The organism is Rhodoferax sp., assembly GCF_010365055.1.
In the GTDB taxonomy this organism is placed as follows: Bacteria; Pseudomonadota; Gammaproteobacteria; order Burkholderiales; family Burkholderiaceae_C; genus Rhodoferax.
Map to the genome: position 1 here is coordinate 1 of NZ_JAAFHA010000005.1, position 25,808 is coordinate 25,808.

At 57.8% G+C, this 25,808-nt stretch carries 27 protein-coding genes; 13 read left to right on the forward strand and 14 right to left on the reverse strand.

Annotation, left to right across the window (positions count from 1 at the left end; genetic code table 11):
* The 6 genes from GZ093_RS02430 to GZ093_RS02455 form a co-directional block, all read left to right on the forward strand.
* Positions 1 to 2,064, forward strand: a 2,064-nt coding sequence (locus GZ093_RS02430; RefSeq protein WP_296481592.1) for a 3-hydroxyacyl-CoA dehydrogenase NAD-binding domain-containing protein, incomplete at its 5' end; no start/stop codon positions are given.
* A gap of 73 nt (positions 2,065 to 2,137) precedes the next feature.
* On the forward strand, positions 2,138 to 3,034 hold the full coding sequence (locus GZ093_RS02435; RefSeq protein ID WP_296481595.1) for an alpha/beta fold hydrolase: 897 nt from the start codon (positions 2,138 to 2,140) through the stop codon (positions 3,032 to 3,034).
* 292 nt (positions 3,035 to 3,326) lie between these two features.
* A complete protein-coding gene (locus GZ093_RS02440) occupies positions 3,327 to 3,830 on the forward strand; it encodes a hypothetical protein (RefSeq protein WP_296481598.1) in 504 nt (167 codons plus the stop codon).
* Between the two features lie 6 nt (positions 3,831 to 3,836).
* On the forward strand, positions 3,837 to 4,436 hold the full coding sequence (locus tag GZ093_RS02445) for a chromate transporter (RefSeq protein WP_296481601.1): 600 nt from the start codon (positions 3,837 to 3,839) through the stop codon (positions 4,434 to 4,436).
* Entirely contained in the window at positions 4,433 to 5,041 is a 609-nt protein-coding gene (locus GZ093_RS02450) for a chromate transporter (RefSeq protein ID WP_296481603.1), read from the forward strand. Before GZ093_RS02445 ends, GZ093_RS02450 begins: the two co-directional genes overlap by 4 nt.
* Positions 5,042 to 5,109: 68 nt before the next feature.
* Positions 5,110 to 6,153, forward strand: a complete 1,044-nt coding sequence (locus tag GZ093_RS02455; RefSeq protein ID WP_296481606.1) for an extracellular solute-binding protein — start codon at positions 5,110 to 5,112, stop codon at positions 6,151 to 6,153.
* 10 nt (positions 6,154 to 6,163) lie between these two features.
* Here the strand turns inward: GZ093_RS02455 and clpA are convergent, their stop codons facing one another.
* From clpA to icd, 3 genes are all read right to left on the reverse strand, one after another.
* Entirely contained in the window at positions 6,164 to 8,491 is a 2,328-nt protein-coding gene (gene clpA, locus GZ093_RS02460; RefSeq protein WP_296481607.1) for an ATP-dependent Clp protease ATP-binding subunit ClpA, read from the reverse strand.
* 147 nt (positions 8,492 to 8,638) lie between these two features.
* The gene (gene clpS, locus GZ093_RS02465; RefSeq protein WP_296481609.1) at positions 8,639 to 9,001 is read right to left on the reverse strand and encodes an ATP-dependent Clp protease adapter ClpS; all 363 of its coding nucleotides are present in this window, start codon (positions 8,999 to 9,001) and stop codon (positions 8,639 to 8,641) included.
* Positions 9,002 to 9,166: 165 nt separating this feature from the next.
* Entirely contained in the window at positions 9,167 to 10,420 is a 1,254-nt protein-coding gene (icd, locus tag GZ093_RS02470; protein ID WP_296481613.1) for an NADP-dependent isocitrate dehydrogenase, read from the reverse strand.
* Between the two features lie 212 nt (positions 10,421 to 10,632).
* Between icd and GZ093_RS02475 the strand changes: the two genes are divergently transcribed.
* Both GZ093_RS02475 and GZ093_RS02480 read left to right on the forward strand, forming a co-directional pair.
* Positions 10,633 to 11,106 carry a hypothetical protein gene (locus GZ093_RS02475; protein WP_296481615.1) on the forward strand — a complete coding sequence of 158 codons (474 nt, stop codon included), beginning with the start codon at positions 10,633 to 10,635 and terminating at the stop codon, positions 11,104 to 11,106.
* Positions 11,107 to 11,187: 81 nt separating this feature from the next.
* Positions 11,188 to 11,640, forward strand: coding sequence for a DUF192 domain-containing protein (locus tag GZ093_RS02480; RefSeq protein ID WP_296481617.1), 453 nt, complete (start codon positions 11,188 to 11,190; stop codon positions 11,638 to 11,640).
* A 19-nt stretch (positions 11,641 to 11,659) separates the two neighbouring features.
* Here GZ093_RS02480 and GZ093_RS02485 read toward each other — a convergent pair whose 3' ends face one another.
* From GZ093_RS02485 to GZ093_RS02510, 6 genes are all read right to left on the reverse strand, one after another.
* The gene (locus tag GZ093_RS02485; protein ID WP_296481619.1) at positions 11,660 to 12,691 is read right to left on the reverse strand and encodes an adenosine kinase; all 1,032 of its coding nucleotides are present in this window, start codon (positions 12,689 to 12,691) and stop codon (positions 11,660 to 11,662) included.
* A 102-nt stretch (positions 12,692 to 12,793) separates the two neighbouring features.
* Complete coding sequence (locus tag GZ093_RS02490) at positions 12,794 to 13,441, reverse strand: RluA family pseudouridine synthase (protein ID WP_296481620.1); 648 nt, start codon at positions 13,439 to 13,441, stop codon at positions 12,794 to 12,796.
* A complete protein-coding gene (locus GZ093_RS02495; protein ID WP_296481776.1) occupies positions 13,431 to 15,467 on the reverse strand; it encodes a PAS domain-containing sensor histidine kinase in 2,037 nt (678 codons plus the stop codon). Before GZ093_RS02495 ends, GZ093_RS02490 begins: the two co-directional genes overlap by 11 nt.
* A 176-nt stretch (positions 15,468 to 15,643) precedes the next feature.
* Positions 15,644 to 15,796 (reverse strand): hypothetical protein, encoded by a 153-nt coding sequence (locus GZ093_RS02500; RefSeq protein ID WP_296481622.1) that lies wholly within the window; start codon positions 15,794 to 15,796, stop codon positions 15,644 to 15,646.
* A gap of 142 nt (positions 15,797 to 15,938) precedes the next feature.
* Positions 15,939 to 16,304: a ribbon-helix-helix domain-containing protein gene (locus GZ093_RS02505; protein ID WP_296481623.1), complete on the reverse strand. Its 366-nt coding sequence runs from the start codon at positions 16,302 to 16,304 to the stop codon at positions 15,939 to 15,941.
* Between the two features lie 61 nt (positions 16,305 to 16,365).
* On the reverse strand, positions 16,366 to 16,947 hold the full coding sequence (locus GZ093_RS02510) for a DJ-1/PfpI family protein (protein ID WP_296481628.1): 582 nt from the start codon (positions 16,945 to 16,947) through the stop codon (positions 16,366 to 16,368).
* A 165-nt stretch (positions 16,948 to 17,112) separates the two neighbouring features.
* Between GZ093_RS02510 and GZ093_RS02515 the strand changes: the two genes are divergently transcribed.
* Positions 17,113 to 17,640, forward strand: coding sequence for a GNAT family N-acetyltransferase (locus GZ093_RS02515; protein ID WP_296481631.1), 528 nt, complete (start codon positions 17,113 to 17,115; stop codon positions 17,638 to 17,640).
* Between the two features lie 13 nt (positions 17,641 to 17,653).
* On the opposite strand, the gene GZ093_RS02520 is transcribed toward GZ093_RS02515, so the two are convergent.
* Both GZ093_RS02520 and GZ093_RS02525 read right to left on the reverse strand, forming a co-directional pair.
* The gene (locus GZ093_RS02520) at positions 17,654 to 18,772 is read right to left on the reverse strand and encodes a beta-ketoacyl-ACP synthase III (RefSeq protein ID WP_296481634.1); all 1,119 of its coding nucleotides are present in this window, start codon (positions 18,770 to 18,772) and stop codon (positions 17,654 to 17,656) included.
* A 153-nt stretch (positions 18,773 to 18,925) separates the two neighbouring features.
* Positions 18,926 to 19,606 carry an rRNA adenine N-6-methyltransferase family protein gene (locus GZ093_RS02525; RefSeq protein WP_296481637.1) on the reverse strand — a complete coding sequence of 227 codons (681 nt, stop codon included), beginning with the start codon at positions 19,604 to 19,606 and terminating at the stop codon, positions 18,926 to 18,928.
* Between the two features lie 104 nt (positions 19,607 to 19,710).
* Here GZ093_RS02525 and GZ093_RS02530 point away from each other — a divergent pair, with 104 nt between their 5' ends.
* Together GZ093_RS02530 and GZ093_RS02535 are read left to right on the forward strand one after the other, a co-directional pair.
* Entirely contained in the window at positions 19,711 to 20,637 is a 927-nt protein-coding gene (locus GZ093_RS02530; protein WP_296481640.1) for a DUF808 domain-containing protein, read from the forward strand.
* Between the two features lie 152 nt (positions 20,638 to 20,789).
* Positions 20,790 to 21,956 (forward strand): HD domain-containing phosphohydrolase, encoded by a 1,167-nt coding sequence (locus GZ093_RS02535; protein ID WP_296481642.1) that lies wholly within the window; start codon positions 20,790 to 20,792, stop codon positions 21,954 to 21,956.
* A gap of 46 nt (positions 21,957 to 22,002) precedes the next feature.
* Here the strand turns inward: GZ093_RS02535 and GZ093_RS02540 are convergent, their stop codons facing one another.
* Both GZ093_RS02540 and GZ093_RS02545 read right to left on the reverse strand, forming a co-directional pair.
* Entirely contained in the window at positions 22,003 to 22,473 is a 471-nt protein-coding gene (locus GZ093_RS02540) for an SRPBCC family protein (RefSeq protein WP_296481645.1), read from the reverse strand.
* A gap of 60 nt (positions 22,474 to 22,533) precedes the next feature.
* Positions 22,534 to 22,941, reverse strand: a complete 408-nt coding sequence (locus GZ093_RS02545) for a heme-binding protein (protein WP_296481648.1) — start codon at positions 22,939 to 22,941, stop codon at positions 22,534 to 22,536.
* A 185-nt stretch (positions 22,942 to 23,126) separates the two neighbouring features.
* On the opposite strand from GZ093_RS02545, the gene GZ093_RS02550 reads away from it, so the two are divergent.
* A complete protein-coding gene (locus GZ093_RS02550; protein WP_296481651.1) occupies positions 23,127 to 23,822 on the forward strand; it encodes a Bax inhibitor-1/YccA family protein in 696 nt (231 codons plus the stop codon).
* Positions 23,823 to 23,940: 118 nt separating this feature from the next.
* The gene (locus GZ093_RS02555; protein WP_296481654.1) at positions 23,941 to 24,315 is read left to right on the forward strand and encodes a hypothetical protein; all 375 of its coding nucleotides are present in this window, start codon (positions 23,941 to 23,943) and stop codon (positions 24,313 to 24,315) included.
* A 24-nt stretch (positions 24,316 to 24,339) separates the two neighbouring features.
* Here GZ093_RS02555 and rlmD read toward each other — a convergent pair whose 3' ends face one another.
* Complete coding sequence (rlmD, locus tag GZ093_RS02560) at positions 24,340 to 25,773, reverse strand: 23S rRNA (uracil(1939)-C(5))-methyltransferase RlmD (RefSeq protein ID WP_296481656.1); 1,434 nt, start codon at positions 25,771 to 25,773, stop codon at positions 24,340 to 24,342.
* Positions 25,774 to 25,808 lie beyond the last annotated feature (35 nt).

The window sequence follows — 25,808 nt, forward strand, 5'->3', positions numbered from 1 at the left end:
GAAGACCTGTCGGAGTTGGTAGCCCAGGTTTTGGCGGACCAGGACAGGATCAAAGGCATCCTTCTGACGTCTGCCAAATCCACCTTCTTTGCGGGCGCTGACCTCAAGGGCACGATGCGCCTCAAGCCCTCGGACGCCAGCGCCGTTTACACCCAGATTGAATTGCTCAAGAAGAACTTCCACACGTTGGAGACTCTGGGCAAGCCGGTGGTAAGTTGCCTCAACGGCAGCGCGCTGGGCGGCGGCTGGGAGGTGGCGCTGGTGGGCCATTACCGCATCGCAATTGACAATCCCAAGACCCAGTTTGGCATGCCTGAAGTGACATTGGGCCTGTTGCCGGGCGCGGGCGGTGTGACCAAGATGACGCGCATGCTGGGCCTGATGGGCGCACAACCCTACCTGGTGGAAGGCAAGACTTTCTCGCCCAAAGAAGCCAAAAGCCTGGGACTGGTGCATGAACTGGTCGCAGCGGGCGAGACCGCCGCCGCTGACATGCGCGCCAAGGCCCTGGCCTGGATAGCAGCCAACCCCAGCGCCCAGCACCCCTGGGAAGCCAAGGGCTACAAGGTGCCCGGCGGCCTGCCCTCCAGCCCGGCAGTCGCGCAAATGCTGGTGGTCGCACCGGCCATGATCAAGCAGCAAACGCGCGGCCTGTACCCGGCGCCCGAAGCCATCATGGCCTGCATGGTCGAGGGTCTGCAAGTCGATATCCCGACCGCGCTGCGAATCGAGAGCCGCTACCTCGCCAAACTCATGACCGGCATCAATGCCCGCGCCATGATCAACACCTTCTTCTTCAACCTCAACGCGATCAAGAGCGGCCAGTCGCGCCCCGGCAACGCGCCGCGCTTCAAACCGGCCAAGGTCGGTTTGCTCGGTGCCGGCATGATGGGCGCGGGCATTGCCTTTTCCCAGGCCAGCAAAGGCATCGCCACCGTGCTCAAAGACGTGAGGCAGGACAAGGCTGATCTGGGCAAGTCGTACAGCGCCAAGATCACCCAGGCGCGCGTGGACAAAGGCCGCATGAGCGCGGCCGAGCAGCAAACCATTCTGGAGCGCATTCACACCACCGACAAAGTGGCGGACCTGGCCGGTTGCGACCTGATCATCGAGGCGGTGTTTGAAAACCGCGAACTCAAGGCCAAAGTCACGAAAGAGGCCGAGCCCATGCTGGCCCCGGGCGGCTTTTTCGCGTCCAACACCTCGACATTGCCCATCAGCGGCCTGGCCACGGCAAGTGTTGCGGCTGACAAATTCATCGGCATCCATTTCTTCAGCCCGGTGGACAAGATGAAGCTGGTGGAGATTATTCGCGGCGCGCAAACCAGCGACGACACCGTGGCGCGGGCTTATGACTACGTGCAGGCCATCGGCAAGATGCCCATCGTGGTGAACGATTCACGCGGCTTCTTTACCAGCCGCGTGTTTGGCACCTTTGTGATGGAAGGTGTCGCCATGCTCGGTGAAGGCATTGCGGCAGCAGCCATCGAAAATGCGGGCATCCACAGTGGCATGCCGGTCGGCCCGCTGGCGGTGCTCGATGAGACTTCGCTCACACTGAGTCTGCATGTGATGGCGCAAACCCGCGCCGACTTTGCGGCCGAGGGCAAGACTTATGTCGCCAGCCCGGGCGAGGCGCTGCTGGTCACCATGGTGAAAGAGCACCAGCGGCCCGGGCGCGCGGGTGGCGCTGGCTTCTACGAATATCCTGCGGAAAAAGGCGTCAAGAAATTCCTCTGGCCACAGCTCAAGGCTCTGTTTGAGAAAGCCGATGTTCAATGGGACATCAACGACCTGAAAGACCGCCTGCTCTATCGTCAGGCGGTGGAAACGGCCCGTTGCTTGAGCGAGAACGTGCTCACCAGCGTACATGACGCCAACATCGGCTCGATCTTCGGCATTGGCTTCCCGGCTTGGACGGGGGGCGCCATGCAGTTCATCTACGGCATGGGGATCGACGCCTTTGTCAAACGGGCGGACGAACTGGCAGCCAAGTTCGGGGACGGCTTTGCATTGACGGATGAGGTCAAGGCCGCAATTGCCCGCTATCAGCCGGTTTATTGACATTCAGCACGGCCAGACACCGTTCGTCATTGGGTGCAATCACGGGTAGTCCCAAAAAACCTGGAGGCTCTTGATGCTTTCACGCCTGATGCGCCGCCTGTTGCTGGGCCAGATTGTGATCGGCGCACTGCTGGGCGGGCTGCTGGCCTGGCAGACGGGTGCCACGCGCTGGCTGGTGGTGCTCATGGCGCTGGCCTTGCCGCTGCTGGGGGTGCTGCTGGTGGTCATCACCATTGCGCTCAACTCACGCGTGCCAGGCGCAAATAGCCGCTGGTTGCGTTCGCTGCTGTTTGAATACGCGGCCATGGTCCGGGCCTCTCTGTGGCAACTCCCCTGGGCCAGAACGACGCAAGTGGCCATGCCTGCGCCGGGCGCCACGATGGGCACCCCGGTGCTGCTGGTGCATGGCTATCTGTGCAACCACCGGGTCTGGGATGCCATGGCGCGTCAATTGAACAACGCCGGCCACCCGGTCATGCAAATTGACCTGGAACCCGTGTTCGCACCGATTGACAGCTACGCCCCCCAAGTGGAGCAGGCGGTGTCCGAGCTGTGCAGCCAAACTGGTGCCGCCAAAGTCGCGCTCATCGGTCACAGCATGGGCGGTGTGGTCATCCGGGCCTGGATGCGCGCTTTTGGCACGGCCCGCGTGTACCGGGTGATCACGCTGGGCACACCCCACGCCGGCACGCAGGTCGCCCGGCGCACCAGAACGCCGAACGGGCAACAGATGGTCTGGCGCAGCGCCTGGCTGCAAGAACTGGAAAAGAGCGAGTCGCCGCAGACCCGTGCCCTGATGCGCATCGCCCTCACGCCCCAAGACCACATCGTGTACCCGCAGCGCGAGCAGGTGCTGCCCGGGGTGCCGGTCACCGTATTTGACGGACTGGGGCACTTAGAGCTCTGCGGCAACCGGGCCGTCATTGCCTGGGTCTTGCAGCAACTTGATGATCCGGTGGTGCCTGCTTGAGTCATCGGCCCGCTGGCAACCTGCACAATCACTTCAATCAGGTATCGCCCGCGCCGGTATCTGGTAAAACCCATGTCATGATGGACATGGAAACTGACCCAAAACACTTTATCGAGGCGGTCACCGAACTCGGTGAAAAACGCCCAGTGCTGACGACACAGACTATCCCGGCAATCTCGCTGGCAATTCCATCAGTTCGCTGGGGCGCTTTCTCTCGCTTGGCGAGTTGGTCACATCCCTGTTGTCGTCCGATGCGCCAGGTTCCGAGGTGCGGCTTTGGGTACTGCTGCGCATGAACAAACATCGCTATGACGAGGCACTGGTCGAGAGCGTGATGCAGAACCTGGAGCCACAAACCGAGCCGCAGAGCAAGGGTGTGGCCGTCATGGCTGATCCGGTCGGTCGCCTCCTGGAAATCGACGCAACCCTGTCCGACTGGCCGATCGACATGACCCAATGGACGGTCCTGAGCGCGCCGCGCCAGGCAAGCCTGGCCGCCGCGGCGGAGCAGTCGGCCCAGTTGCGCCGCACACTGGCCAATGTCGGCGTGGCGCCGCAGCAGTTGGCACAACTGGGCGGCGATGCGCTGGACGAGTTTCTTCAATTGGAGCTGACACCTTTGGCGCAAGAAGCGGCCTGGCAATTGCGCACGCTGGCGCGCCAAGCGAAACGGCGCTGGCATGTCGAACCCGATGGCACCTATCCAGATAACCTGCAGGCGTGGCTAGACCGGGTGGATGCATTGGCGGCCAACATCAACAGCATGACGCCCGCGCAACTGCGTGGCAGCGAATAGTCTTCTGTGGTTGCGCATCAAGATGGCGGCTCGCCGCGTCCAGACTCCCTGACTGACCTGTTCTGGTCGTTCACAGTGCTGGCACTCCAGGGCTTTGGCGGCGTGCTGGCGATCGTGCAACGCGAGTTGGTCGAAAAGAAGCAGTGGCTCACACCTGAGGAGTTCATGGAGGACTGGGCAGTGGCGCAGATCTTACCGGGCCCGAATGTGGTCAATCTTTCCATGATGATTGGCGACCGCTACTTTGGCTGGCGTGGCGCTTTGACGGCGGTGGCTGGCATGCTGACCTTCCCGCTGATCATTGTGCTGGCGTTGGCGGCGCTGTTTGCGGGAGTTTCTGATTCCCCTGGGGTTCAAGGCGCGCTACGCGGTATGGGTGCCGTGGCGGCGGGTCTGATCGCCGGTACGGGATTGAAGCTTATCAATTCCTTAAGGACTAATGTGATGGGAGCCATTGTCTGCTGGTTATTAGTAGCTATTACTTTTATAGCTATTGCCATACTGCATGTGCAATTGGCATGGGTTCTGCTGGGCGCCGGGACGCTGGCCTGTGTCTGGGCGCACCGGCAACTGGGCAAAATTCAGGCGCGGGCAAACGCAGAATGAGTGCAAGCCTGACATTGAATCTGACGCTCGCCGATTGGCTGGCTTTGCTAAGCCATTTCCTATCGCTGTCGCTGCTGGCCATTGGGGGCGCCATCACCACGGCACCCGACATGCACCGCTACCTGGTGATTGAGCAGCATTGGCTGAGCGACAGCCAATTCACCTCCTCCATCGCGCTGGCGCAAGCCGCACCCGGACCCAACGTTCTGTTTGTTGCCTTGCTGGGCTGGAACGTGGGCCTGAATGCTGGGGGCGGCATGGACGCAGGTGTGCTGGCTTGGGTCTATGCCCTGCTCGGGGTCGTGATCACCATGGTGGGCATCATGTTGCCCAGCACAACACTCACCTTCGTGGCTGCCCGCTGGGGTCACCGCAACCGGGAACGGCGCTGGGTGCGCGCCTTCAAGCAGGGGTTGGCCCCGATCGTGATTGCGCTGCTGTTGGCGACCGGGTGGATTCTGGCTGTCGGCCACGGCAGTTCCTTGAGTAACTGGCCCGTCTGGCTGCTGACAGCGGTGAGTGCCCTGCTGGTCTGGCGCACCCGCTTGCACTTGTTGTGGCTGTTGGCGGCGGGAGGCTTCTTGGGTTGGATCGGCTTGGCTTAGCAAACTGTGTTGAGAATCATTCGCATTTGTGATAACATGAAATCTTCATTATTTGGAGTTCACACGACATGCTCAAGTCACACATCCCCACCGCCTGCGCGATCTTGTTCGCCTGCACTGCGGTCGCGGCGCAAGACCAGGTGCTCAATATCTACTCGGCCCGCCACTACCCGACCGATGAGACGCTTTACAGCAATTTCAGCAAAGCCACCGGCATCAAGATCAATCGTGTCGACGCCGATGACGCGGGGATTCTCACGCGACTCAAGGCAGAAGGCAGTGCATCGCCGGCCGACGTCATTTTGCTGGTCGACGCCGCACGCCTGTGGAAGGGCGAGGTTGAAGGGCTGTTCCAACCCATCAAGTCGAAAATTCTGAATGAGGCCATTCCCGCGCAGCTGCATGGCAAATCAACGGCCGATGGTGCTTCTGCCTGGTTCGGCTTTTCCACCCGTGCCCGGGTCATTGTGTACAACAAAGACACAGTCCAAAAAGAGGATGTTGATACCTACGAGGAACTGGGCGAGTCCAAAAACAAGGGGAAACTGTGCATCCGCTCTGGCTCACACCCGTACAACCTGTCGCTCTTTGGCGCAGTGCTTGAGCACTTGGGCGAAGAGAAAACGCAAGCTTGGCTAAAAGGCATGGTCGACAACATGGCGCGCACACCCAAAGGCGGTGATACCGACCAGATCAAAGGCGTAGCCTCGGGCGAATGTGGCGTCGCGGTGACCAACTCCTATTACCTGGCGCGCCTGATGCGTTCCGACAAGCCCGAGGACAAGGCCATCACTGAGCGGGTGGGTGTTGTGTTCCCGAACCAGGAGACGTGGGGCACCCACGTCAACATCGCCGGTGGCGCGGTGGCCAGACATGCCAAGAACCCGGCCAACGCCGTCAAATTCTTGGAGTACCTGGCCAGCGCCCCGGCGCAGAACCAGTTTGCCAACGGCAACAACGAATGGCCGGTGGCCAGAGGCGTCAAGATCAACAACCCGGCCTTGCAGGCCATGAACGGTGGCAGCTTCAAGAGCGAAACCATCCCCATCAGTGTGGTGGGGATGAACCAGGTCAAGGTCCAGCAGATGCTGGACCGCGTTGGCTTCAGATGAAATTACAGCGTCAAATGATCGTTGCCGCTTGCGGCTCGGGCTTGGCTTTGCCCTCTTTTTTCGACAACGGTTGAATGTCGAGCAAGACCTCGGTCTTGCTCTCATCCGTGTCGTCCAGATCAACCGTCAGCCGGCCACCTTCGGTCAAGCGGCCGAAGAGCAATTCATCAGCCAGCGCACGACGAATCGTGTCCTGGATCAAGCGCTGCATCGGGCGTGCGCCCATGAGGGGATCAAAACCCTTCTTGGCCAGGTGCTTGCGCAACTTATCGGTAAAGGTGACATCCACCTTCTTGTCGGCCAACTGGGCCTCAAGTTGCAGCAAGAACTTGTCGACCACGCGCAGGATGACGATTTCATCGAGCGCCTTGAAGCTGACGACGGCATCGAGCCGGTTGCGGAATTCCGGCGTAAACAACCGCTTGATATCGGCCATTTCATCGCCCGCCTCGCGGACATTGGTGAACCCCATGACGGACTTGTTCATGGTCTCAGCACCGGCGTTGGTCGTCATGACGATGATGACGTTGCGGAAGTCGGCCTTGCGCCCGTTGTTGTCAGTCAAGGTGCCATGGTCCATGACCTGCAACAGCACATTGAAGATCGCCGGGTGCGCCTTCTCGATTTCATCGAGCAGCAAGACACAGTGCGGTTTCTTGGTAATGGCTTCAGTCAACAGGCCGCCCTGATCAAAGCCCACATAGCCAGGCGGTGCACCGATCAGGCGACTCACCGCGTGTTGCTCCATGTATTCGCTCATGTCGAAGCGAATCAGGTCAATGCCCATGATGTAAGCCAATTGCTTCGCCGCCTCGGTCTTGCCGACCCCGGTGGGGCCGCTGAACAAGAACGCACCGATCGGCTTATCGCCCTTGCCCAGTCCAGAACGCGCCATCTTGACGGCTGAGGCCAGCATGTCCAGCGCTTTGTCTTGCCCAAACACGACATTCTTCAGGTCGCGCTCCAGCGTTCTGAGCTTGCCGCGATCGTCATTGGACACATTCGCGGGAGGAATCCGTGCAATCTTGGCCACGATTTCTTCCACTTCAGCCTTGCTGATGATCTTCTTGCGCTTGGATGGCGGCAAGATGCGCTGCGCGGCACCGGCTTCGTCAATCACATCAATCGCCTTGTCAGGCAGATGGCGGTCGTTGATGTACTTGGCGCTCAGCTCGGCTGCCGCCTGCAAGGCCGCCACCGCGTACTTGACGTTGTGATGCTCCTCAAAACGTGATTTAAGGCCCTTGAGAATCTCCACCGTTTGCTCAACCGTCGGCTCGACGACGTCAATCTTCTGGAAGCGACGCGACAGCGCGGCGTCTTTTTCGAAAATGCCGCGATATTCAGTGAATGTGGTTGCCCCAATGCACTTGAGCGCACCGGAACTCAAACCTGGTTTGAGCAGGTTGGACGCATCAAGCGTGCCGCCCGACGCCGCCCCGGCACCAATCAGGGTGTGGATCTCATCGATGAACAAAATGGCATTGGGTTTGTCCTTCAAGGACTTCAACACCCCTTTCAGTCGCTGCTCGAAGTCGCCCCGGTATTTGGTGCCCGCCAGCAGAGCGCCCATGTCGAGTGAATAGACTATCGCTTCGGCCAAAATATCGGGCACGTCTTTTTGCGTAATTCGCCATGCCAAACCTTCCGCAATGGCCGTTTTTCCGACGCCGGCCTCTCCGACCAACAGGGGGTTGTTCTTGCGACGACGGCACAATATCTGGATGACACGCTCGACCTCATACTCGCGGCCAATCAAAGGATCAATCTTGCCGTCTTTGGCCAACTGATTGAGGTTTTGGGTGTACTGTTCGAGAGGAGACGATTTCTCATTTTTCTCAGAGACACCTTCCTCGCTTTCAGCTTGACTTTCGCCCGACTTGGTCGGCTCCGGCGGATCGTTTTTCTTGATACCGTGCGCGATGAAGTTCACCACGTCCAGGCGAGTCACGCCCTGCTGATGCAGGTAGTACACGGCGTGAGAGTCTTTCTCCCCAAAAATGGCCACCAACACGTTGGCGCCAGTGACCTCTTTCTTGCCGCTGCCAGTGGATTGAACGTGCATGATGGCGCGCTGAATCACACGCTGAAAACCCAGGGTGGGCTGCGTGTCCACATCGTCTGAACCCGCCACCTGAGGCGTGTTGTCCTTGATGAAGTTTGCCAAAGACTTGCGCAAATCATCGATATTGACTGAGCACGCCCGCAGCACTTCAGCCGCACTGGGGTTGTCCAACAAGGCGAGCAACAAATGCTCAACGGTGATGAATTCGTGACGCTGCTGGCGCGCCTCAACAAATGCCATATGAAGGCTAACTTCCAATTCTTGGGCAATCATGTGATTTCCTTTATAGCCTTTACTTTAATGATTAACTGTAATCTGATTTCAATATCAATTCTGACGAGATGCCAAGATGTCCCTATCCATCAAGGGCAGAGCGAGCCCAGATGGCGCACCTGGCTTCGGACGGCCCCGCCAAAACATTCAAAAATCGACGGGCTCACTGATGCACTTCAACGGATGTCCGGCCTTGTTGGCCGCATCGAGCACCTGATCCACTTTGGTGGCGGCCACGTCACGCGAGTAGACCCCACAAACGCCTTTGCCATCGAGGTGAATCTTGAGCATGATCCTTGTGGCTCCCTCCAAATCCTTGCCAAAAAACTCCTGGATCACCACCACCACAAATTCCATCGGCGTGTAGTCGTCATTCAGCATGACAACTTGGTACATGTGCGGAGGCTTGGTCCTTTGCGTTCGCCGTTCAAGTACAACGGTACCGCCCTCATCCGGGTCAGGCGCCTGAACCGGCGGCGTTTTGGGAATTTCGGGTGATTTGCTTGCCATGGTTTGATTCTATCGAGCGCACCGTTTCACTGCGCCGCCCCTGTGAATTGGTGACAATCTGCCAGCATTCAAGCAGCAGAGACAAAAAAACCGCTCACAGCGGCCAGGCCAGAGCGGTTCAGGTATCGGCGGGCCCAAGCCTCGCCGAGAGCCAGCAGGCTGCAGTTACATGTTGTCGATCATCACCTGACCAAACCCGGAGCAACTGACCTGGGTCGCACCATCCATTAGGCGTGCGAAGTCATAGGTCACCTTCTTGCTCTTGATGGATTTTTGCATCGAATTGATGATGGCATCTGCCGCTTCAGTCCATCCCATGTGACGCAGCATCATCTCGGCCGAGAGAATTTCAGAACCTGGGTTCACATAATCTTTACCAGCGTATTTGGGCGCCGTGCCATGGGTGGCTTCAAAGCAAGCTACCGAGTCGGACAGATTCGCACCTGCTGCAATGCCAATGCCGCCGACTTGAGCTGCCAGAGCGTCAGAAATATAGTCGCCATTCAAGTTCAAGGTGGCGATCACACTGTATTCAGCCGGGCGCAACAAGATTTGCTGCAGGAAGGCATCTGCAATAACGTCTTTGACGATGATTTCACTGCCCGTTTTCGGGTTCTTGAATTTGCACCACGGGCCGCCGTCGATCAACTCGGCACCAAACTCTTTCTGTGCCAAGGCATAGCCCCAATCACGGAATGCACCTTCGGTGAATTTCATGATGTTGCCTTTGTGAACCAGTGTCACATTGGGTTTGTCATTGTCGATCGCGTAGCGAATCGCCTTGCGCACCAAACGCTCGGTGCCTTCACGCGACACAGGTTTGATACCAATCCCAGAGGTAGCGGGAAAACGGATTTTGGTAACGCCCATCTCGTCCTGCAGGAACTTGATGAGCTTTTGCGCCTTGGGCGACTCAGCTTCAAATTCGATACCGCAGTAAATATCCTCGGTGTTTTCACGGAAGATGACCATATTGGTCTTTTCCGGCTCTTTAACCGGGCTGGGTACGCCTTCAAAATACTGGATGGGGCGCAGGCAGACAAACAGGTCAAGCTCTTGGCGCATAAAGACATTGAGCGAGCGGATGCCGCCGCCAATGGGGGTTGTCAACGGGCCCTTGATGGACACCACATATTCACGCAGAGCCTCCAGGGTTTCATTGGGAAACCATACGTCAGGGCCATACACGTTGGTTGATTTCTCTCCGGCATAGACTTCCATCCAATGGATTTTTTTCTTGCTGCCATAAGCCTTGGCCACTGCGGCATCGACCACTTTGATCATCACGGGCGTGATGTCCAAGCCCGTGCCGTCACCTTCAATGAAAGGAATGATGGGTTGATCAGGCACATTCAATGACATGTCAGCATTGACGGTGATTTTTTGGCCTTCCGTGGGAACCTTGATGTGTTGGTACATATAGCTATTTCTCCGTTAATTCGTTGAATTTGTGAGCAAATTGAAGCCGAAACCACCCGAGAATGCTCTTTCCTGGCTAGCTTGAAGGCGTCGGTGAATTTTAGTCCCGAAAATTACTGATTTCTGTCAACCAGGGGCCAACCAACCCCGTTACGGACATGCCTCTCAAGGTTTGGGAGGGAATTATTTGACCTACCTCAAGGAAACTGAACATGAACAAACTTCTCGCGGCTTTGATCGCTGGTCTCTTCGCTGCTGGCGCATTCGCTGCCGACGCTCCTGCTACAGCTGCTGCCAAGGCTGCTGCTCCTGCTGCCGCAAAAGCTGCCGCACCCGCTGCGGCCAAGGCTGCTGCCCCTGCAGCCGCTGCTGCTGCAGCACCGGCCGCAGCAGCTGCCGCTGCCGCGCCTGCTGCCGCTGAAGCTGCTGCAGCGACCAAGGTAGATGCAAAGACGGCCAAAGCTGAAAAGGCTGCTGCTGCCAAGCTTGCCAAAGCCGAAAAAGCTGCGGCTGCCAAGAAAGTCAAAGAAGACAAGGCCGCTGCTGCCAAGCTTGCCAAAGAAGAAAAAGCTGCTGCAGCCAAGAAAGTCAAAGAAGACAAAGCTGCTGCCGCCAAGGCCGCCAACGAAGAAAAAGCTGCCGCCGCCTTGAAAGCCAAAGAAGAAAAGGCAGTTGCCAAGAAGTAATTCTTGACAATTCGAACTAAAAATGCCCGCACACGCGGGCATTTTTTCGTGCAGTTTCTCCACTTGCATCAGAATCGACCCATGAAATATATTGCAGTCGCACTCCTTGGCTTGACAGCCGCTCTGGTCAACCCAAGTCACGCGCAGAGCGCGCCGCAGATGGACTTGCCCCGCGTCAAGCTATCGGCGGGGATGCATCTGATTGATGCCCAAATGGCAGCAACTCAGGATCAACGCTCAATCGGGCTGATGTTCCGCCGGGAGATGCCGCAATCCGAGGGGATGCTGTTTGCCTTTGAACAAGCCAGCGTGCAATGCTTCTGGATGAAGAACACCCTCTTGCCTTTGACGGCGGCCTTCGTTTCCAACGATGGCACGATTGTCAACCTGGCCGACATGAAACCGCAAACCACTGATTCTCATTGTTCCAAGGAGCCAGTGCGTTATGTGCTGGAGATGAACAAAGACTGGTTTGACAAGAGAGGCATCAGGGCCGGATTCAAACTCGGTGGCCAGCCGTTTGAAACCAAGTGAAGATAGACACGTGTACTGTTCATTTTCCGTTGCAGCGAGCGCCATCCACAAGCCGCCGCTCTTCGGCGTGATTGCTGATGCGCGCCAATATCTCGCGCGTTAGACGGTTGCCGTACTGACTGACCACTTGGCCTGCCGCCTGGTTAGCCAGCCAGGCGGCCTGCGCGTGACTGTGTCCGTGCGTTACAGCGTAGAGGAAAGCCCCGGCAAACATATCACCCGCACCGTTGGTGTCGAGCGCTTGTACAAGGACCGCCGGCACGGAGGTTTGTTTTTTACCCTCTAACACGACACAGCCGTGGGGGCCACGCGTGAGGCAAACGGTGCGCGCCAACTGGCTGAAGTGCTGGCAAATCACCTGCAGGTCTTGCGTGCCGCACCAGACCTGGGCTTCTTCCTCATTGCAGAAAAGATAATCCAGCCCTTGGTCGATTATGGCGTCCAGACCGGGTCGGCAAAAGTTGATCATGCTCACATCGCTCAGGGTGGTGGCCAGGGCCACGCCAGCATCTTGGGCCATTTGCCGCCCTTGCAGTGCCGCCTGCAGGCCGGTTGGGGATGCGGCGAGGTAGCCTTCCATGTAATAGATTTTTGACTTGGCAATGTCCTGCTGGTGCAAGGCGGTGTGGTCAAGTTCAGCCGTGGCCCCCAGAAAAGTGCTCATGCTCCGCTCGGCATCGGGTGTCACCATCACCAGGCAGCTGCCGGTCTGCCCCGGTGCCGGCAGCGAACGCGTGAGATTCGTCGCCACGCCGTTGGCAATCAGGTCCTGGGTATAAAACGCGCCAAGCTCATCATCAGCCACGCGGCAAGAATAAAACGCCTGGCCGCCAAGCTGAGCCAGTGCCACCACGGTGTTGCCCGCCGACCCACCCCCGGTGCGCCGTGCTGTGGCCGTGTCCAAATGGCCCAGCAACTCAGAGCGCCGCGCGGCATCGATCAAGGTCATATGCCGCTTGTCCACCCCCATGACCTGGAGTTGGGTATCTGAGACTTCATATTCGGCGTCCACCAGGGCGTTGCCGATGGCGTAGAGGTCGTAGGTTTTCATACTGGCATTCTTTTGATTTGGCGGCAGCGTTGTCGCGCTGAAGGTTTGGAGTGTATCGGCATGATCGAGGCGCACAGGCCAAGTCCTGCATGGCGTCACAACCTAAAAATCTTCAGTACTGACAAAGCGCATGGGTTGCGCAGTCACGGGGTGACTGAGTTCAAGTGAGCAGGCATGCAATAGCAGTCGGTTGGCCATGGCGTGCACGCGCGCACTGCCATACAGCGCGTCACCCACAATGGCGTGCCCCAAGGCCAGAAGATGGACGCGCAATTGGTGCGACCTGCCGGTCAAGGGTTCCAGTTCAATCCTGGTCGTTCCATCGGACGCGTTGTGGGACAGGACACGCCAGTGCGTCACGCTGGGCTTGCCAAGCTGGCAATCGATGATCCGGCGCGGCCTTTGCGGCCAGTCCACCATGATCGGCAGGTCAATCACACCCCAGGATTGCGATGGTGGCGCCAATTGCCCATCGACGACGGCGACGTATCGCTTGCCGACGCTGCGGCTGGCAAAGGCCTGATTCAAGACGCGCTGTGCCGCCGCCCCACGCGCCATCACGATCAAACCTGACGTCCCCATGTCCAGCCGGTGTACCACCAGCGCATCCGGGTACTGGGCTTGCGCGCGCGCGCTCAGGCAATCCTGCTTGTCCTCGCCCCGACCCGGCACCGACAACAGGCCGGCTGGCTTGTCCAGCACCAGCAAGGCGTCGTCCGCATAGATCACCGTCAACTCGTCAGGGTGCATCGACACTCTGTAGAAGTCGCTGGACCGTCTCACACAGTTCGTCCACATCATTGGGTTTGTGGATCAGGGCCCGCGCACCGGCACTGAGCGCACTTTGTTCGATCTCCGCCGTCACATAGCCCGATGCCAAAGCGACGGGGAGATCAGGTCGAATCAAACGGGTTTCCCGCAAGAGTTCTATGCCGCTGTAACCTGGCATGTTGTAGTCCGTCACCAACAGGTCAAAGTCCAGCGGATTGGCGCGCAGGGCTGCAGCGGCCAAACGCGGATCTGTGAAGGTGGTGACCACAAAACCTTTGCGTTTGAGCACGCGTTGAACCAAAAAAACCAGCGCTTCATCGTCATCCACGTACATCACCCGTTTGCCCATGCCCTGCACCGCCTGCGGCTCCGGTAGGTTTGCGGCATTCGGGGTATCGGGTAAGGCAACAAAGTCGGCGACCGGGAAATAAAGCGTGAACACGCTACCGGTATCAGGGGTGCTTTTCACATCGACCGTGCCCTGGTGGGTGCGCATGATGCCATGAACAACCGCCAGTCCCAAACCGGTGCCCTGGCCCACGGGCTTAGTGGTAAAGAACGGCTCAAAAATGCGCTGCAGCGTCTGGGTGTCGATACCGCTGCCGGTATCACGAACTACTAATCTGACGTGCTGGCCGCGCAGGCCGCCTCGGCGCTCAATCCGACCCAAATCAGTCGCCTGCTTGTGCCCTAGCTCAATGCTGAGGGTTCCGCGCCGGGCGCCAATGGCATGGATGGCATTGGTACATAGATTGAGCAGGGCTTGTTCCACTTGGGTTGCATCGGCCAGCACGAGCGGGGTGCTGGGGTCGATACGCACCTGCATGTCGACCAATGGCGGCAAGGTGACTTTGAGCAAATGCACAGTTTCCTGCAGCACGTCAGCCAGCTGAATCGGAATCCGCTTGGGTGATTCATTGCGACTAAAGGTCAATATTTGTCGCACGAGATCGCGGGCGCGTCGCGCCGCCTTGTCAATCTCAGAAAGACTGACAAGCGCAGGCGACCATGCGTCAGCATCTTGTTTGGCGAGTTCCACGTTGCCCAGGATGGCACCGATGATGTTATTGAAATCATGCGCAATACCGCCCGCCATGGTGCCTACGGCCTGCATCTTTTGCGATTCCCGCAATTGCGATTCCAATGCATTGCGATGCTCCTCGATTTTCTTGCGGCTGGTAAGGTCACGCGCGAAGATGGTTGTGGTGTCACCATCCGGATACAACTCAAACGACACGCTGACATCAATTGCGACGCTGTTGCCACTGGTCGTCAACCCCGTCATTTCACCTAATTGCGCATGCGTGGTGAGCTTGTTGTAGGTGAGTGTTTGCACCGCGTCTGGCAGAAAGCGCGTCAGCTGGCTACCGAGCGCTTGCGACGACGGGCACTGAAACAGCGCTGCCGCAGTAGGATTAAAAATCGTAATCAGGTAATTCTGATCGATGCAAATAATGGCGTCCAGTGACGAATTGATGATCGAGGCCAGTCTGTTCTTGCTCAATTGAAGTTCTTCATTGCGCTGCTGCAGTTCTGCGGCACTGACCTGCAGGGCTTGACGCTGGGTCAGCAAAGGACTTTGGTCAATAACCGCGCAGATGAATTGAGCCGGATCATCTTGAAATGACTCGATTCTGGCGATGTGCAAGTCCCCCGTGAAAACGCCGCTGGAACCGCGCGAAAAGACGACCTCGGTTGTCTCGTCGGTTCCGGTCGTCATGGCACTGACAAAGGCCTGCGCGACTTTGTCAATGTACTCACTGCTCACCAGTGGCAACAAGAAATTCAGTGGCGGATCACTCTCCAGAGGTCGAAAAAGTTGCAAAGCCATGGCATTGCTCTCCAGCACCAAGCCATTTTCATCCACCACGAGCAATGCCAACGGCACATTTGAAAAAAGCGTTAAAAAGCGCTCCGAAGCGCCTTCGGCAGCGATCTGGCTGTACCGCAGCGCCTTGTTTTGTGTTTCCAGCTCAGCCTGGTAGCTGCGCAAATCCTCCACCATCTGTGCCAGGGAATAGCCCTTGGAAAGAACCGGTTGCCTTTGGCCCGGCGTGCGACCGCGCAGAAGACGCTTTAATTTGAGTACGGCGGGCTTTCTGGGCCTGGACAATATCCTCATCGGTGCTGGTCTTTTCCGTGCATACCCCGCCTTTTCGGCTGCCGATCTAGAGCCCGAAATCAAGTCTTTGACGGTGCATTCTTGAGCTTCCCGCGCACCGGCACCACCGTGGTGACGGTTGGGCGCACAGCGTCAGGTGATACCGGCTTGGGTGGTGAGGTATCTTTTTTTGGCTTTTTAACCATCTTGTTGCTTTGCTGACCTTTTGCCATTTTTTGCTCCAGAGTTGTATGTCCGGCCATTCAAATTGAGGCTGGCGCGCTAGATTATCTTCCCGCAAACGACTGTTTCAGGACTCCTTCAAAAAAGCAGGGTCATATTTGCCGGCGGATCGCGCACCGGGTCTCTAGAAGGCTATCTTGCGCCGACTTGCGCCAGGCCGGAGCGCGCACCGCCAAGCACGGCATTGGCATCGAGCGACCGGATCGGTATGCGGATGTCGCTTGGTACGCGCTGATGCACCTGCAGGCTCAGGTAACGCAAAGCGCAAACCCGCAAAAAGCTCGAGTAATTCGGAATGTCACCGCGGTGAGTCAACAATTCGTCGTAGAGCGTGGAGAGGAGTTGCGGCACCGTCATGCCGTCGCGGGCGCCAATTTCTTCCAGCGTGTCCCAAAACAGGTTTTCAAGTCGAACACTGGTGACCACGCCGTGCAAGCGGATGCTGCGCGTCGTGGCCTCATAGCTCTGCGGATTGGCGCGGACGAAAATTTGACACATACCGGTCTCCTTCGCGTTTCAAAGAATGGCCCCAAAGCATAAGCGCCGAAGCCCCTTGTGGCTAGTGGGAGATTTTGATGCCCAACACCGCCATAAACTGCGACAGCCAGGCGGGGTGGGCGGGCCAGGCGGGCGCAGTAACGAACTGCCCATCGGTGACGGCGGCGTCGATGGCAATCTCGGCAAACAGGGCACCCGCCAACTCGACCTCTGGTCGGCAGGCCGGATAGGCACTGATGCGCTTGCCTCGGATGATGCCGGGCACAGCGGCCAGCAGTTGTGCGCCGTGGCACACCGCCGCAATCGGCTTACCGGCGTCGGCAAACTCCTTGGTGATGGCCAGGACGCGGGCGTTGAGCCGCAAATACTCGGGTCCGCGTCCGCCGGGGATGAGTAACGCATCGTAATTAGCGGTGTTGATATCGGCGAAATTTGCGTTCAAAACAAAGCGGTGACCCGGCTTTTCGCTGTAGGTCTGCGCCCCCTCAAAGTCGTGGATTGCGGTCATCAGGTAGTCGCCCGCTTTTTTATCCGGGCATACCGCATGCACGGTGCAGCCGACGGCGAGTAGGGTTTGGAACGGCACCATGGTTTCATAGTCTTCACCATAATCACCACACAGCATCAAAATCCTCTTGGCCATGACAGTCTCCTGAAAAATTGAAAGTATCAGTCTGCTGCGTAGCATCGCCGGGCGGGTAACAGCGCATTACTACGGCACTAAGCGTTTTCCCCAAGGACCCCGGCTGATTGCAGCGACAATCTAGCTCCAATTTTTATTACTCGCTTGCTCACCCAAGCATCCTCAATGTCCAACACCACCAACTTTGAAGTCCGGCCCGCCACTGTGCGCGATGCCAAAGCCATTGCCGAAATTCATGTCAACGCCAGTCAGGCGGCCTTTAAGGCCCTATTCCCTGGCGAAAAGGCGCCTGCCATGACTGTCGACAAGAGCCAGGCCTACTGGTGTGACGCCATTGAATTCAGCGAACCCCAAGTTTTTGTGGCACTTGATGAGGGCCAGGTTGTCGGCTTCGTCGGTTTCGATCGTTCACGCGACAAGGGCACACCGTCGACGACCGGTGAAATCTGGGCCATCTTTGCGGCCACTTCGCACTGGGGACAGGGCGTTGGGTTGGCGCTGTGGGACGCAGCACGCGAGGGTTTGCTGGAGGAAGGCTGTACCAAGGTCACGATCTGGATCCCCCTGGGCAACGAGCGCGCCCTGCACTTTCATGACCTGGCGGGCTTCAAGCGTGAAATGACCAGCATCAAGACCGTGCCCGTGGGCACGGTCAAAGTCGAAGAAATTCGCCTGAAGCGCGATTTGAACTAGAACGTCACCTGATTCACGTGCGGCGCAACACCGCACTACCGATCGAATAACCGGCCCCAAAGGAGCAGATGATCCCGACCTCACCGGCCTGGATATCGTCGTGGTGCCGGTGGAAGGCAATGATCGAACCGGCCGATGCGGTGTTGGCAAATTCATCCAGGATCACAGGCGCTTCGTCCCGCGTGGCATCACGCCCCAGCAGTCTGCGGCCAATCAACTGGTTCATGGCCAGATTCGCCTGATGCAGCCAAAAACGACGTACCCCATCGGGCGCAAGGCCATGTGCCGCCAGGTGGCTGGTCATGTGTTCGGCAGCCATCGGACAGACTTCCTTGAAGACCTTGCGCCCTTCCTGATAAAAAAGCAGATCGCGGTCGTCAGGGTCGCGGTCCTCGCTGCGCCACATATAGCCGGCATTGTTGCGGATGTTGTTGGAAAACGTGGTGAGCAAGCGGGTGCCGAGCACTTCAAAGGCACCTGCGGGGGCATTCTCCAGCCGCTCGATCAGGATGGCGGTGCAGACGTCACCAAAAATGAAATGGCAGTCGCGGTCTTTCCAGGCCAGATGCGATGAAGTTATCTCCGGGTCCACCACCAAAATGGCCCGGGCCGAGCCGGTTTTGACCCCGTTGACTGCCATCTCAAGGCCAAAGGTGGCCGATGAACAAGCCACATTCATGTCAAAGCCGAAGCCCTGAATGCCCAGCGCGGTCTGAATTTCCACCGCCATGGCTGGGTAGGCACGCTGCATATTGGCGGCAGCACAAATCACGCCGTCAATATCTTCGGGCTGTTTACCAGCGCGGGCCAGCGCATCGCGCGCGGCAGCCACACCGATTTCAGCCATCAAGGAAATCTCGCTATCGGGGCGGGCCTGCAAGCGCGGGCGCATGCGCTGCGGATCGAGTACCCCGGATTTTTCCATCACATAACGTTGCTTGATACCCGACGCTTTCTCAATGAATTCAACGCTGGATTGGGGAATCGGCTGGCGCGTGCCTGCGGCAATGGCAGCAGCATGCTCCTTGTTTTCCTGCGCTGCAAAAGAGTTAAATGATGCCACCAACTCTTCGTTGGTAATGACGTGCGGTGGAATGTAGAGTCCGGTGCTACTGATGGCGACACGATGCATAACGTTTGTCCTGAAAAGTACGGGGCTGGAGTAGTCCAACAATGCCGCGATTATCCGCGGAGTTACTCGTGGCTTGCGCGCCGCGCCGATTCAGTCGCCCTGCCGCTGACACCAGCAAGGCAGACTCACGAAATCTGAATCCTTGAAAACGGGCTACTGGTCGGGCGTTTTGGTCAGCACCCAGATGCATGCGGGGGGGAAATTTGTCAAGACCCACTTGATCTGCTGCCACTTGAACCCGGCCGGGGCTCTAAATGGGGCGCTCAGGCCATACGTGTATTGAATAAGCTGGGAGTCAGGCGATGACCTCAGGAAAGCCAGCAGGCTCTGCACTGTCAAGTGCTTCATCGCAGGTGGCAATGACCGAAAAGGCAAACTTGACACGACGGCCACTGACCCGCATTGTCGATAATTGTCAAGTGCACAGTGTGCGGTCGAATGCAAGACTTTCAAATTTGGGTATCGCTTCTTCAAAGAGGCAGCCAACTTTTTTTGCAATTCAACGACTTGCAGCTTCTCTTCATTGACTACTTTGGAGAGCGCTTGCGTGACGGCACCAGTGCCCGCACCAAGCTCCAGAACGTTCTCCGAGTCTTTCGCCAAATTGGCAAGCTCACGCGCCAGACGAGCAGAAGAGGGAGCCAGCGCGCCCGTGGTGCGCGGGTTCTTCAGCATCCGAAGGATGTAGGAATAAGGCATTTTGTGCTTGGTAGGTGGGCTGAGTTCTTCAAAACCAGATACTGGACGTATCGCCTGAAATTCAATTTGACAGCCTGCGAAAGCCTGTTTTTGATACTCGGCCAGGCGGCCCCTGAACTTGTTGACTTTAGTCAACTGCCAGTCATTCAACGCCGGCTTTGAGGGCTGGCCAGTGCACGGCCATCAACAGCGACAATGGGCACTCGCACCATCAGACACCACCAAGAAAGATCAGACCCATGGCCACTAGCCTGCTCGCACTGCTTGACGATATTGCCAGCGTGCTGGACGATGTGTCAGTTTTGACCCAGGCGGCCGCCAAGAAAACAGCCGGGGTGCTTGGGGACGACTTGGCCCTCAATGCGCAGCAGGTCGCCGGTGTCAAAGCCGAGCGCGAACTGCCCGTGGTCTGGGCGGTATTCAAAGGCTCAATGATCAACAAAGCCATCCTGGTTCCGGCCGCCCTGGCCTTGAGCGCCTTCGCGCCGTGGGCGGTGACACCGCTGTTGATGTTGGGCGGCGCTTTTTTGTGCTTTGAGGGCTTTGAAAAACTGGCGCACAAATTCTTGCAAAGTGAGGTTGAAACGGCGGCGGAACATGCCAAATTGGTGCAGGCGCTGGCAGATCCGTCGCTTGATCTGGTGGCACTGGAAAAGGAAAAAATCAAAGGTGCGGTGCGTACCGATTTCATCTTGTCGACCGAAATCATTGTCATCACGCTCGGTACGGTGCAAGCGAGTCCACTCATAACCCAGATCAGCGTGCTCAGTGGTATCGCCGTGCTGATGACGATTGGCGTTTATGGCCTGGTGGCAGGCATTGTCAAACTCGATGACGGCGGGCTCTACCTCACGCAACAGGCTGGCATTGGCGGGGCAGCGCGCCTGCAGCGCAGTGTGGGGCGAGGCATCCTTGTAGCGGCCCCCTATCTGATGAAGACGCTGTCGGTAGCGGGCACCGCGGCGATGTTTTTGGTCGGTGGTGGCATCTTGATCCACGGAATACCAGTGGCTGGCCGCTTGATGGAGCACTGGAGCCTGTTCGCAGGCTCGGCGCTGCAACCGGTGGCCGCTTTGACGCTGAATGCGCTGGGGGGCCTGCTGGCAGGGGCCGTGGTCCTGACCGGCGTGACGCTGGTGAAACGACTCAAGCAGCGATATATTTGAACTGTTTTGGCCTCTAGCCCTTATAGAATATGCGCTGGCAGCTATAAAAACAATATCGAAATCTCTGTACACACTGAGACCAGAGGTTTATCATTTCGCTCAGGCGTCTGCTTGGTGCGCCGGACGTCAACAGGAGGACATTGATTTTGAAAATGTTGCGGCTACCGCGCTCCAAAGTGCAGATCGGCACGCCGCTACCTTGGAGCGTGCGCGATGAGCACGGAATATTGTTGCTCTCCAAAGGTCATCTGGTCGAAAACGAGCATCTGCTGGACCAGTTACTGCAACGCGGAGCCTTTGTGGATGCCGAAGAAGCCAGAGCCGTCGCACGGGCAGAGGCCCCTGAGCCGCCAAAGGCGTTCGTGCCACCACCCAATATTTTTGGCTTATGGGATCAAACCACAGATGCTCTGAAAAAGTTGCTCGACAGCGCGACACACCCAGACGATTTCTCTGAGCACATCGACAAGTTCGCGCGCCACCTGCTGGAGCTGGTTGACTGCAACGCTGACATCGCCATTTATCGATGCGTGCGCCAGGACAACGCCCAGCATTATTATTTCGGCTACGACCACGCCGTTCATACTGCCATGTTGTGCATTTTGATGGCCCGCCATTTGCATTGGCCCGAGACCCGTTTGATGAGCTTGGTGAAGGCGGCGCTCACCATGAACCAGCCCATTCTTGATTTGCAGGGCCAAATGGCGGGACAGGATGTCCCCATGAAAGACAAACAGCGCGCTGCCATTCACGCCCATCCAATCGAATCCGTTGAATGGCTTGAAAAAGCCGGAGTCACAGATACCGACTGGCTGACTGCCATTGCACAACATCATGAGCGACCGGATGGAACCGGCTACCCGCTGGGCTCTACCGAAGTCTGCGAGATGGCGGTCGCGCTGCGCGTGGCAGATACATTCACATCAAGAATAAGTCCACGTGTCATGCGTCCGGCGCTGTCGCCCCAGGAGGCCGCACGGCAACTGTACCAAGAGGACAAAGGTGGTCCCCTGTCAACGGCCGTCATCAAAGAATTGGGCATTTATCCGCCCGGTGATTTCGTCAAACTCGCCTCCGGCGAATTGGGCATCGTGGTGCAACGCACGGCTAACGCGCGAGCGCCCATTGTGGCCTCCATCACCGACACGGCCGGTCGCCCGGTCCCACATACCGTGCGCCATGACACGGCGCAACCCGAATTCGCGATCAAGGCCACCGCGACCGACAAAGTCATGCTAATGCGTTTGCCGCCCGAGCGGCTCTTCGGATTTGCAGTGGCACCGCCGGCGCCGGTGGTGCCACCCAAACCGGCGCATTAGCGCCGATGCCATGAAGGCAAGAGCGGCAAGGGGGCTGGCGGGCGGATCAGACCTCGCCGCCAAAACGCTTGATCAGGTTGGCAACCCACTGCTCGGTCATTTTTTCGAATTCAGACTCGACGAGCGGTGTAATCACCATTCTCAACAGGCCGGGTACGGGCAGCGTGAGCTCGCCCGTGAGATGCAAGACAATTTTGGTTGACTTGTTCTTGTCGGTCAGCTTCCAGCCACCACCGATCAAGCCGTTGCCTTCGCCTTTGACAGGCGTCCAGTTGATCGTCCCTTTGGTCCGGTTGGAGACGTATTTGCAGGCAAAAATAGTCTGCAAGTGGAACTGGGCGATGCCAATCTTTTCAAACTCCCAGCGATACGCATCATCACCAAGGTCCACCAGCTTGTCCACCTTGGGGTAGAAACTGGCTGCAGTGGGGACATGAGACAGCACGTCAAAGACTTCCTTGACACCAGCTTTGACTTCAAACTCGTAACCAAGGTCGACATTGACGTTGAGGGTCATGGAAAACTCACTAAATGGTTGATGCGGAGTGGCAGTCAGCGCAAAGTATAGAGTCCGATCTCAAAGACCCAGCGCGGCGATGCCAGCCCGGGCGATCTGGGCATCTTCGCTGGATTTCACACCACTGACCCCAACCGCGCCCAGGCACTGGCCGTCTTTCATCACCGGGACCCCACCCTCCAGCAGCCCCTTGATATCGGGCGCGCTCAAAAAAGAGGTACGTCCACCATTCACAATGTCCTCATAGACTTTGCTCTCGCGCCGGCCCAAGGCGGCCGTGTGCGCCTTGGCGGGTGCAAGATGGGCGGAAATAGAAGCGGCACCATCCAGGCGTTGCAGCCACAACAAGTGACCGCCATCGTCGACGATGGCAATGGACACGGCCCAGTTGTTTTTCAGGGCTTCGGCTTCCGCCGCCGCCGCGATGGTCTTGACATCAGCCAGTTCGAGTATGAGTTTGGTTTTCATTGGGCTAAAGGGTTTTGTGGGTAAAGGCCTCAAGCATAGCGACTGTCCCGTCTTGACTGCAAGTCGCCAAAACGCAAGTGTCCTTACGAACTGTAGGCAACCGGTCCGAATGACTGCGACGGCGGCACCTGACTGCCCCTAGAATGATGACTTGTAACCAGTTCAGACTACCAAGGAGCTTGACGATGACTGACAACGTTCAATCAATTGACCGCAGCTACGGCCATGCGGTTTCCGCCGAGCAGCGCAACAAAGTGCTGCGCAACACCTACTGGCTGTTGGCTTTGAGCCTGGTACCCACCGTGTTAGGGGCTTGGCTGGGCGTGGCCACCGGCATCACGCGCTCATTGAGCGGCGGTCTGGGTCTGGTGGTGTTTCTGGGCGGCGCCTTTGGCTTCATGTACGCGATCGAGAAGACCAAGAATTCGGCGGCTGGCGTGCCCGTGCTGCTGGGCTTCACCTTTTTCATGGGCTTGATGCTGTCTCGCATGATCGCCATGGTGCTGGGTTTCAAAAATGGGCCGGAGCTGATCATGACTGCCTTTGGCGGCACAGCGGGTGTGTTTTTTGTCATGGCCAGCCTGTCCAGCGTCATCAAACGCGACCTCTCCGGCATGGGCAAATGGCTATTTGTTGGGGCCATGGCGGTGATCGTCGGCGGCATCATCAATGTGTTTGTAGGCTCCACGGCGGCCATGATGGCGATCTCGGTGGCCGTCATCGGCATTTTCAGTGCCTACATGCTGTATGACCTGAAGCGCATCGTCGACGGCGGTGAAACCAACTACATCAGCGCAACGCTGGCTTTGTACCTGGACGTCATCAATGTGTTTCAGGCACTGCTCGCCCTGCTGGGTATTGCGGGAGGTGAGCGAGATTAAGACCGCTCTACTTCCAAAAAAAGACCCTTCCCGGGTCTTTTTTCTTGATTGCGTCAACGGATGACTTCAGCGCAACACAAAATTGACCGATAAAGAGACTATCTTTCTGTCACACACCATGAACGTACGCCTGCTCATCACCACGATCACCCTGTTACTCGCGGGCTGCGTCATCCCTGGCATGGAGCCGGACCCGAGAATCGCCCAGCGCGAAGCCGAGGCGAAGGCAATTGGTGGGGCCTGCCGCCATGGGCTGCGCAGCATTGAGGACTGTTACAGCCTGAATGAAGAGGCGTCCAAAGCCGCCATCTTTGACGGCTGGAAAGACATGGACCAGTACATGCGTGAGAACAAGATTGAGGGCGTTCGCGCCGCAGTCGCCAAAGCTGAACCGGTCGAAGTCATTCTGGAAGACAAAAAAGCGAAGGCCGTCGTCGCCGATACAACGCCCCCAAAATTGACCAATAAAGCCGCGACAGCATCAACCCAATGATCGCGCGCTGATTGGCCCTTGCCTTCAAACCTCCAGGTCAAACACCGCCATGCTCTCCACATGCGCCGTGTGCGGAAACATGTTCACCACGCCCGCAAAAGAACAGCGATAACCGGCCTGATGCACCAGCAGGTCAGCATCGCGCGCCAGCGTGGACGGGTTGCAGCTGACATAGACAATGCGTTTCGGAGCTGTCCAACCCGCGGCTCCGACTGTGGCTGGATGACTGACGGGGTCCAGCTTTTGTTGATGCAGGTCAGCCAACGCCTGCACCAGGGAAACAGCACCCTCACGCGGCGGATCCACCAGCCATTTGTCAGCTGCACCGTCCTGGATCAGTAATTCAGGCGTCATTTCGAACAGATTTCTAGCTACAAAATTAGTAGCTGCTAAAGCTTTATTGACGGGGGCTAGAGCCTGGTTTAGCTTAAAATTTTCACGCGATCTCGCGACCAGCGCCTCGCTGCCCTCCACCCCCAGCACCTCGCCCGCCTGCGTCGCCAAAGGCAGCGTGAAATTGCCCAGGCCACAGAACCAGTCAATCACGCGTTCATGCTTTTTTGTATCCAGCAGTCGTAACGCGCGCGATACCAACACCCGGTTGATATGCGGATTGACCTGCGTGAAGTCGGTCGGTTTGAACGGCATATGTACGCCGAACTCCGGCAGGTCATAGCTCAACGTCTCGCCCCCTTGATCAAGCAGATGGACCGTCTCGGGCCCGCTGGGCTGCAACCACCACTGCACCCCGGCATGGCGGGCGGCAAAGTCGCGCAACAATACCAAATCGCCTGGACTCAACGGCTCCATGTGGCGCAGCACCAGCGCGGTGACGTGGTCGCCACAGGCGAGTTCGATCTGGGGACAGGTCTGCATCGCCTCCATCGAGGCAATCAGCCGCCGCAGCGGCAGCAGCAAGTCGCTCACATGCGGTGGCAACACCGGGCACGCTTTCATGTCGGCCACATAGCCGCTTTTGCGCTCATGAAAACCAACCAGCACCTCGCCCTTTTTGCGCACATAGCGCACCGACAAGCGGGCGCGGTAACGGTAAGCCCATGTTGGGCCTTCGATCGGCCGCAAAATGGTATCCGCCTTGACCTTGCCCAGGTGCCACAGGTTGTCTTCCAACACGCGCTGCTTGACCGCGACTTGGGCGCTTGCGTGCAGATGCTGCATCTTGCAGCCGCCACAAGCGCCTTCATGCAAACCAAAATGTGGGCAACCCGGCTGCACGCGCTGCGAGGACTCGCGGTGAATCGCGGTCACTGCGCCCTGCTCCCAGTTGTTTTTCTTGCGGTGCACATTGGCGCTCACCAACTCAAACGGTAACGCACCCTTGATAAACACCACCTTGCCGTCGGCGCGGTGGGCTACACCCTGGGCCTCCAGGTCAAGTGATTCAACCAGCAGCCAGTCGGGCGGAAAATTCTCGGTTTTATGGATGTCGTCGGTCATGGCGCTATTGTCTCAGGCACCGGATCACCTCAAAA